The sequence below is a fragment of the uncultured Campylobacter sp. genome, from assembly GCF_937981295.1.
Taxonomy (GTDB): domain Bacteria; phylum Campylobacterota; class Campylobacteria; order Campylobacterales; family Campylobacteraceae; genus Campylobacter_B.
On record NZ_CALJPC010000062.1, the window covers coordinates 1 to 8520 of the forward strand.

At 47.8% G+C, this 8520-nt stretch carries 9 protein-coding genes; 6 read left to right on the forward strand and 3 right to left on the reverse strand.

Annotated elements, in window-relative coordinates:
* Window positions 1–125 (reverse strand): hypothetical protein (locus Q0135_RS05060; RefSeq protein WP_297988831.1); only part of this gene is annotated, 125 nt, incomplete at its 3' end.
* Window positions 125–1168, reverse strand: a complete 1044-nt coding sequence (recA, locus tag Q0135_RS05065; protein ID WP_295150832.1) for a recombinase RecA — start codon at window positions 1166–1168, stop codon at window positions 125–127. The genes recA and Q0135_RS05060, both read right to left, overlap by 1 nt.
* 297 nt (window positions 1169–1465) lie before the next feature.
* Here recA and Q0135_RS05070 point away from each other — a divergent pair, with 297 nt between their 5' ends.
* Both Q0135_RS05070 and Q0135_RS05075 read left to right on the forward strand, forming a co-directional pair.
* Window positions 1466–2362 (forward strand): menaquinone biosynthesis family protein, encoded by an 897-nt coding sequence (locus Q0135_RS05070; protein ID WP_297988821.1) that lies wholly within the window; start codon window positions 1466–1468, stop codon window positions 2360–2362.
* A gap of 607 nt (window positions 2363–2969) precedes the next feature.
* A complete protein-coding gene (locus tag Q0135_RS05075; RefSeq protein WP_297988823.1) occupies window positions 2970–3761 on the forward strand; it encodes a UDP-N-acetylmuramate dehydrogenase in 792 nt (263 codons plus the stop codon).
* A gap of 481 nt (window positions 3762–4242) precedes the next feature.
* On the opposite strand, the gene Q0135_RS05080 is transcribed toward Q0135_RS05075, so the two are convergent.
* Window positions 4243–4947, reverse strand: coding sequence for a LexA family transcriptional regulator (locus Q0135_RS05080; protein ID WP_297962920.1), 705 nt, complete (start codon window positions 4945–4947; stop codon window positions 4243–4245).
* 80 nt (window positions 4948–5027) lie between these two features.
* On the opposite strand from Q0135_RS05080, the gene Q0135_RS05085 reads away from it, so the two are divergent.
* The 4 genes from Q0135_RS05085 (at window position 5028) to Q0135_RS05100 (ending at window position 8440) form a co-directional block, all read left to right on the forward strand.
* On the forward strand, window positions 5028–5210 hold the full coding sequence (locus Q0135_RS05085; RefSeq protein ID WP_297962917.1) for a hypothetical protein: 183 nt from the start codon (window positions 5028–5030) through the stop codon (window positions 5208–5210).
* A 1-nt stretch (window position 5211) separates the two neighbouring features.
* Complete coding sequence (locus tag Q0135_RS05090; protein ID WP_297988826.1) at window positions 5212–5712, forward strand: hypothetical protein; 501 nt, start codon at window positions 5212–5214, stop codon at window positions 5710–5712.
* A complete protein-coding gene (locus tag Q0135_RS05095; protein WP_297988827.1) occupies window positions 5655–7469 on the forward strand; it encodes a Mu transposase C-terminal domain-containing protein in 1815 nt (604 codons plus the stop codon). The genes Q0135_RS05090 and Q0135_RS05095 overlap by 58 nt, the downstream gene beginning before the upstream one ends.
* Window positions 7470–7546: 77 nt before the next feature.
* Window positions 7547–8440 carry an ATP-binding protein gene (locus tag Q0135_RS05100; protein ID WP_297988829.1) on the forward strand — a complete coding sequence of 298 codons (894 nt, stop codon included), beginning with the start codon at window positions 7547–7549 and terminating at the stop codon, window positions 8438–8440.
* Window positions 8441–8520: the final 80 nt, after the last annotated feature.

The window sequence follows — 8520 nt, forward strand, 5'->3', positions numbered from 1 at the left end:
CTTGCGCCGCTTGGCACTATCGCGCTTGCTACGGTGCCGTCGCTTAGAGCCACGGTCGCCTTCACGGTCGGGTTGCCGCGACTATCTAACACCTCTATCGCATAAACATCTTCGATATAAATCATCATTCATCTCCACTTTGTAAATTTTCTTCATCGTCCGCGTCTGTGCTGAAATTTACGCTACCCATTTGCTCGCGGATCTTTGCAGTGATCTCTTCGGCGACAGCAGGGTTATTCTCTAGATAAATTTTAGCGTTTTCGCGACCTTGTCCTAGCTTCGTATCGCCGTAGCTGAACCACGCGCCGCTTTTATCGACGATATCGAGCTTGACGCCGTAATCGATCAACTCACCCACCTTGCTGATACCCTTGCCGAACATTATGTCAAATTCCGCGATCTTAAACGGCGGCGCCACTTTGTTTTTCACGACTTTGACCTTGGCGCGGTTGCCGATGCTCTCTTCGTTTTGTTTCAAAGTAGCGATCTTGCGTATATCGATGCGCACCGAAGCGTAAAATTTAAGCGCATTGCCACCAGTCGTGGTCTCTGGCGTGCCGTAGCCCATCGCGCCGATCTTCATACGGATTTGATTGATAAAGATCACCGTCGTATTCATCTTGTGCACGACGCCCGCGAGCTTGCGCAGCGCCTGGCTCATAAGTCGCGCCTGAAGCCCTACGTGCTGATCGCCCATATCGCCCTCGATCTCGTTTTTCGGCGTGAGCGCAGCGACGCTATCTACGACGATAAGATCGATCGCGCCGCTCTTTGCCAGGGTTTCTACGATGTCAAGCGCCTGCTCTCCGAAGTCGGGCTGGCTGACGTAGAGATTGTCGGTATCGACGCCTAAATTTGAAGCGTATTTGACGTCTAGTGCGTGCTCGGCGTCTACAAATGCGCAAATTCCGCCCGCTTTTTGGCATTCGGCGATTATGTGAAGCGTAAGCGTCGTCTTACCCGAGCTCTCAGGCCCGTAAACCTCGATGATACGCCCCTTCGGCACGCCGCCGATGCCAAGCGCGATGTCAAGCCCCACAGAGCCCGTAGAGATGGCGTCTATCGGCTCGACCTGCTTATCGCCCAGCCGCACCAGCGTGCCCTTGCCGAAAGCTTTGTCGATCGATTTTAGCGCCGCATCCAGCGTCTTTTTCTTTCCCTCGTCCATGTTTTTCCTTAAAAATAAATTCGTTTGATTTTACCAAATTTGAAATGAATTTTTGATTATTCGCGCAAATTTGGCGTGGCATCGGAATTTGAAATTTTTAAGGAGCGTAAAAGTTCTGCGCGGTAAGCGGAGAGCATTAAATTTAGCCTTTTAAAGAGCCTCGATTTTTCACGTTTTTCTTTAGAAATTCCTCATTTTTATGAGGGCTGTAGCAAAATTTCACTATAATTTCGCAACATTTTGGAATCAAGCTGCGCACCGCGCGCGAAATTTAAAGCGGAGCAAAAAGGATAAAATTTGAAGATTTTTAAGCATATAAACGTCGCCCACTCACCCGACGCCGACGATATTTTTATGTATAAGGCGATTGATTTCGGTTGGGTGAGCTCCAAAAATCTAAAGCTTAGCGCCACGGCGCTTGATATCCAGACGCTAAACGACGAGGCGCTAAAGGGCACCTATGAGGCCACGGCGATTAGCTTCGCGTTATATCCGCTTATCTGCGACGAATACGCGCTTTTGCGCACGGCGGTGAGCTTCGGCGAGGGCTACGGACCAAAGCTGGTTAAGAAAAAGGGCGCGATTTTAAAGCGAAATTTCAAGGTCGCGCTAAGCGGCAAGCACACGACAAACGCCCTGCTTTTTCGCATGGCATACCCGCAGGCGCGCGTGATTTATAAAAATTTCCTAGAGATCGAGAGCGCTGTCTTAAGCGGCGAGGTGGACGCGGGCGTGCTGATACACGAGAGCATTTTGGACTTTTCGGACGAGCTTTGCGTGGAGCGCGAGATCTGGGATATCTGGAGCGAGCTAGCGGGCGAAAATTTACCGCTGCCGCTAGGAGGTATGGCGGTTCGCCGCAGCCTGCCGATAACGGACGCCATCGAGTGCGAGCGCGTGCTAACGGAGGGCGTGCGCATCGCCACCGCGCATAAGCCGCTTTTGTCGCAGATGCTTCTCGAGCGAAATCTCATTCGCGTGGACGACGCAAAGCTCGAAAAATATCTGAGCCTTTATGCCAACGAGGCCTCGATCGAGCTTTCGGGGGCGCAGATAAAGGCGGTAGATAGGCTATTTGAGCTTGGTTACGAGCGCGGATTTTACCCTGCGCCGATTAGCGCGCAGGAGAATTTTATCCCGCGCGAATATAACGAGATTCGCTTTACGGACTGCGGCGGGCAAAACCCGATGTAAAGCGAGCGAGGTTAAAATTTAGTTGAAATTTGAGCCTTGCTTCGGCTGATTTTGCTCGGAACACGCCCCTTCGTTTCGGCTAAATTTCTAGGCGTTAAGGGGTTTGTGCCTCGGCGAAAATTTTACTTTGGCGTAAGGGTAGACGCGAGGTAGAATTTTACCCCGCGTTCTTGCCGTGGCGGTGCAGCCCCTTCGCCGCTTTTGGGTTTAGCTGCGGAGTGCGACGTGAATTTAAATTTGCGCGTAAAATTTAGCGCCGAGCTTGCCGCGGATTTTGCCGCTGAGCGCGTCAATCGACCGCGCTGTGGCGCCATTGTCGCGGCGCGATGTTCCATCTCAAATTTAGGCTACGCAGCGATGAAATTTTGCAGCGCGGCGCTACATTGCGCGGTTGTATTTTGTACCGCAGAGTGCGAGTTGCGCGTGCGACGTAGTGCGCCGCTGAAAACGTATCGAAAGCGAGCTAAATTTAATCGCAGCAGCAGCGTTAAATTTTGAAATAGCGTTCGCGTTTCGCACTGTGCCGTGCGGCTCGACAGTATCGTTAAATTTTAAAGCGGCGGGCGGCTAGCGCAAAATTTAGAAATGAAATTTAAAAGGCAAAATTTTGAAAACAAAGCAGATAGATTTTAGCAAATACACCTCCGTGCGCATCGGCGGGAGTTTCGCGGTGCAAATTTTAAAAGACGAGGCCGATTTTGCGGAGTTTGAGAGCATAGCGGGGGGCGCGATCATCGGCGGCGGCAACAATCTGCTCATCTCGCCCGCACCGCCGCACCTTGCGATGCTAAGCGAGGAGTTTGACCGCATAAGCTTAAGCGGAGACGTCCTTAGCATCGGGGCTACGACGAAGTCGGGTAAAATTTACAACTTCTCCAAAAAGCAGGGTCTCGGCGGCTTTGAGTTTTTGCGAAACATCCCGGGCACGCTCGGCGGGTTAATCAAAATGAACGCGGGGCTCGCCGGCGCTAGCATCAGCGATAGCCTGCTTGCCGTGCGCCTAACGCGCGGCTGGGTGGAGCGCGAGCGGATAAGCTTCGGCTACCGAAGAAGCGGGATCGAGGAGCCGATTTTGGGCGCCGAGTTTAAAATTTCGCGCGGCTTTGATACCGAACTCGCCGCGGATTTCGCTGCCAAACGCGCCAACCAGCCAAAGGGAGCGAGCTTTGGAAGCTGTTTTAAAAACCCGCCGAATGACGCCGCGGGCAGGCTGATCGAAGCGGCGGGGCTTAAGGGCCACGCGATCGGCGGAGCGAAATTTAGCGAGCAGCACGCCAATTTCATCATAAATTTCGGCGGCGCGAGCTTTGAGGATGTGATTGCGCTCATAAATTTAGCGCAAAGCCGCGTTTTTGAGGAATTTGGTATCGAACTGGAAACCGAGGTCGTGGTGCTATAAAAGGAAATTCGTATATTTTGCCCCGACTAAACTTACTCGGTTGTCCATTCCGTCTTTTTTGCACTGGATTTTTTTATGCTTTGAATTTTAAAATACCGACGAAATCGTCAAATTTAAAAGCGCTCGAATACAGTGCGCCGATGATACTAACTGTCGTTTCATCGCTTAAAATAGTCGCTACAAAAATAGTCCGCAAAAGCAATCAATTTTATCCCGTTTATCTCGCCGTGAAAAACAGTTGTTGAATTTGATAAATCTCATATAAAAGGTAAAAAAGTGAGATTGGCAAAAAATTCGGAGCAAATAGCGATTTGGGCGATATTTGTAAGCATATAGGGTTGAGGTAAAAAATGAGAAACTAAAATGCGAATTTTGCAATTTTCGCGCATTTTTTTTTCACATTTTTGAAAACGAGCCCTAGGGGGCTTCAAAATAGCTTCAAAGTTCTTTCAAAAAGCTTCAAAATCCCTAAAAATAGGCTTCAAATCACGCAGCGCAAAACCTTGCCGACGATTTGTACTCGGATCTCGTCATTCGGTCCTATCTCATAGCTGCGGTATTCTTGATTGACGCTATTAACAAAAAGCGTGCCGTTTGGGTGCTTTTGTAGCAATTTTACCATAAAATTTCCGCCGAAATCTATGATATAAAGTCCATCCCCATCGAAGCTCGGCCCCATGCGGGCTATAACCCAGCTATCCGGATAGAGCATCGGTATCATCGAATATCCGACGACTTTGAGGCAGCGGATATTATGCTCGTTTACGGGTAAATTAAAAAGCATCCGAGAAAAAGGCACGAGCACGTCCGTATCGTATACTTCGACGCCTTCGATATCGGCGCTCTCGCCCGCACCGACGACCGAGCTCAGCTTGCGGATGAAAATTTGATCCTCTGCGATCTGCTCTTTTTGTGACTTTTTAAGGTTCGCGGGACTAAGGGACAAATTGGGGGACGACTTATGGACACTTATGGACAAACCATTGGACATCTTGTCGTTTAAAAAATAAGATATATTTACACCAAACGCAGAAGCTATTTTTTCTAAATTTAGTTGTGTAATATTTCCTTTGCCGCTTTCATATAATTGTATGCTGGACTTGCCAACACCTGATTTTTCAGCCAAATCGCCTTGCGTCCATTCTTTATTTTCTCGCAAAGACCTAATCTTTTGTGCTAAATTCATAAAATCCCCTTGACAAACCTAATAAATTAGATTATAATTTCGACATCTATACCAAAATTATATCAAAGGAAGCTTAAACGATGATAGATTTTATCGGTAACGTAAAAAGCGGCGGGGTAGCGGAGCAAATCCAAATCAAGACGAATAAAACTCTAAAGCGTTTTTGTCGCGAGAATAACCTAAGCTATAGTAGCATTTTAAACGGGTACTACTCCAAAAAAGCCAAGAATACCTTTAAAAAAGTCGGGATAAAAGTAGCCTAATATGTGGGTAACCAGTAAGCATGCGGCGGAAATTTTGAGCGTCAAATATGACGCTCTGATGAAAGCTGTTAAGCGTGCGGAAAAGGCAGGCAAAAAATTTTGCTCGATAAAACCTAATATATTGTGTTTTACCTACACCGACGGCGTCGGTCGCGGTGGTAAAACCCTTCAAATTTGGATTGATGATAATCTGATAAACGACGAAAACGGCGAAATTTCACAGCAAAGCGCGCCCGCACCTATTTGCAGCGATGAGCGCGACAAAATAAAAGGAATAAAAATGAAAATAAAGATGGTGATCAGACAGAACAAGTACTTCGTCAAGCTCAAGTATTCGCAGGCGGACAAGATGGCGGACAACGCTATGAGTGCGACGCGCGCTTTTGTAAAAACACTAGCTACGGCGTGGGATACGAGCGAGGAGAGGGTAGCCGAAGAGCTGATGTGGCAGCTAAATTTTATCAAGAATGCCAAAAAGTGGCGCAAAACCGCCAAAGCCTAGAGCACGAAGCAGTAGATGAAAATAACGCGGCGTTCACGGATAGCGACTCAAATATAAATAATGGCTCGGATGCTTTCATTTGCGCACCGCAAAACGAGCGTAGCGAAGCAGAGCAAAACGAGTATAGCGACGCAAGGCGAAGCCGAAGCGGCGTTTCTTGCGAGCGCAGCGAAGCAGAGCAAAACGCTCTGAGCCTAAAGATTAAGGATATAGAAAAGATGAATAAGTTAAAGGCAATAAACGAGCTAAAAAGCTGCCCTGCGGGAATGAGTAAGACGCTATGGGGCAAGGGGGTAGCGGCGAAATACGAAGTGAGCTTAAAAACGCTTTATTCGTGGGCCAAGCTATTTAAGCAAAGTGAAGTAGAGGTTAAAAACGACGAGCTAAGCATTGATTTTAAAGCTAAGTTTAAAAGCTCCAGCTTTGAGATGAGCGCTTTAGAGTGGGCGGTAGGCTTTATGCTGCACAATCCGCTAGCTAGCAAGAGCTTTGCTTACGAGCAGCTGCAATCCTATGCGAAAGACAACGCCCTTAAAATCGGCTCATACCAAAGCTTCGCCCGCCTAACCGCGGCGCCAGAGATCAAAGCGATGCTACTTCGTGCAAGCTGCGGCGATCGCGGCGTACGAAACGAGTGGGCTATGCATATCATCCGCGATCTAAACTGCTACGAAAGTATGGAGATGATCTGCGGCGATCAGATAGTATTTGATTTCGATGCGGTAGGTCCCGCAGGAGAGGTCATCAACCCTAACGCTTATGTCTGGATCAATATGGGAAGCGGAGCGATCATAGGCATAGATATAGTACTTGGAAAATATAACCGCCTAAGCGTAGGCAATAGCCTAAAGATGGCTTTGCGCTTTGGCATCCCAGATGCCATCTATACCGATAACGGAAAACCCGAGCTAAGCGAGTATATCGCAGGCGTCAGGTCTCAGCTAAGCGGGATTAAATTTAGGGATTTTGACGATCTAGTGCCAAATCTGCTTCATAAAAAAGCGAAGGTAAGGAATTCTCGCGCAAAACCTATCGAAAATATCTTTAATCACGTCCAGCGCCGCATGGGCGAGATGGTAATAGCTGAGTGCGGCGGAGCGGGATATCACAAGGACGGTGATAGACAAAGCGAGATCATAGCTGAATATATAAAGCAAAATCCGCTTAATTTTACCGATTTTATCTCATATTTCGAGCGGGCGGTGAGGTGGTGGAACGAACACTATAACGCCTCCCGCAAAATTCATCCTTTAAAAAGCTTCTTAGATAAGTTGGAGGCTAAGCCTAGGGCGGTATTTGATGAAACTACGCTTGAGTATATCTTTAGCGAACGCAGATCTATCAGAGTGAGAAATAGCTGCATAGCTCTATCGGTAATGGGGCAGAGGCGGACATATTCGCATCCTGCGCTTTGCAAATTCGTAGGGCAAAACGTAGAGGTAAGGATAAACAGAGGCGAGGTAGAAAGCGTATTCGTCGTAGATATGAAAAATAATCGCCCTATTTGCGAGGCTCATTTGATAGATCGTATAGATCCGCGCAATCATACCGCGCTTAGCGCGCAGCTAGCTAAAAATGAGGCCGTGGTGAGCGCCGTTAGGCAGGCGTTTGGCTATTACGCAAACCTTTATAAACGCCCTAATACTATCAGCTCCTATGCGAGTACGGCGTTTGAAGTCGATAAGCAAAGACAAAACAGCAGGCGCCTGCACTCCAAAATTGCTATGAGCAACGAGGAACTTTTGGCGGCGATGTAAAGCGCCTTTAAAATCTGCTAGCGGGCGGATTTTATAAGCGTTTGCTTAAATTTAGCCTACGGGCAAAGGAAAGAGCGATGAGTTTAAAAGAAAAATTTGAGTTATGCAAAGCTTATGGCATAACCCTAGGCAAGATCGCAGATGCGATCGGCAAGAGAGAAGGCACCGTTAGCGGTGTGCTAAACGGCAAATATGACTCCTCTAAAAGCGAGCTATATGCCGCCGCGATCGAGGCGTTTTTAGATAAGGTAATTGCCGCTAATACTCCCAAAAAAGAGGCACAAAATGGCGGAGTTTGGTTAAGCCTGGCACAGCAAAAGATCAAGGAGCGCATCTATAGGATGGAGCAGACGAAGCTTAGCTTTTTCGAGCTCATTTTGGGCGAAAGCGGTATGGGTAAAACCTACCTACTTCAAAAGCTTACGGGCGAACTTGGCGGTATCTACGTAAAGGCTAGAAAGAGCCTAAGCGCCAGCGCATTTATGAGTTTACTGCTGCGAGCCGTGGGCGAAAAGCCTAAGGGCAATACGGATGATAAATTCGAGCAGTTTTGCGAGGCGATCGCAAACTTAAAAACCCGTCTGATAGTAATCGACGAAGCCGATCTTTTCGTGCGCGATAACGATCTGACTTTTGAGCGAAAATTTGAGCTTTTGCGCGAGATCTATGAGTTTAGCAAACGCGAAAACCTAGGCATAGCCGTAATTGCCGTAGGTATCGGAGTGCTTAGAAAGCGTATCGATAGGCTAGGAGGCTATCTGCAAAGTAGGCTTACCTACTCGCCGGAGATGACGCTCAGCCGCGACGAGCTCATTAAAATCGGCGAGCTTGCCGGCATCGACGAAGAGGTCTGCGAGTTTTTAGCCGAAGGGCAAAACGCAAGGCTATATGAAAAGACGGCGCTAAATTTAGCCTTAGGCTACGAGCAAAAGGTAGCCGCTAATTTAGTTTATCACGCACGAAAAAGATAGGAGTAAAAAATGAAAATTTCAAAAGATACAAATATGAAAATGAGCGATCTAAAAGCTTGCAAAGATGAGATCATAATCGC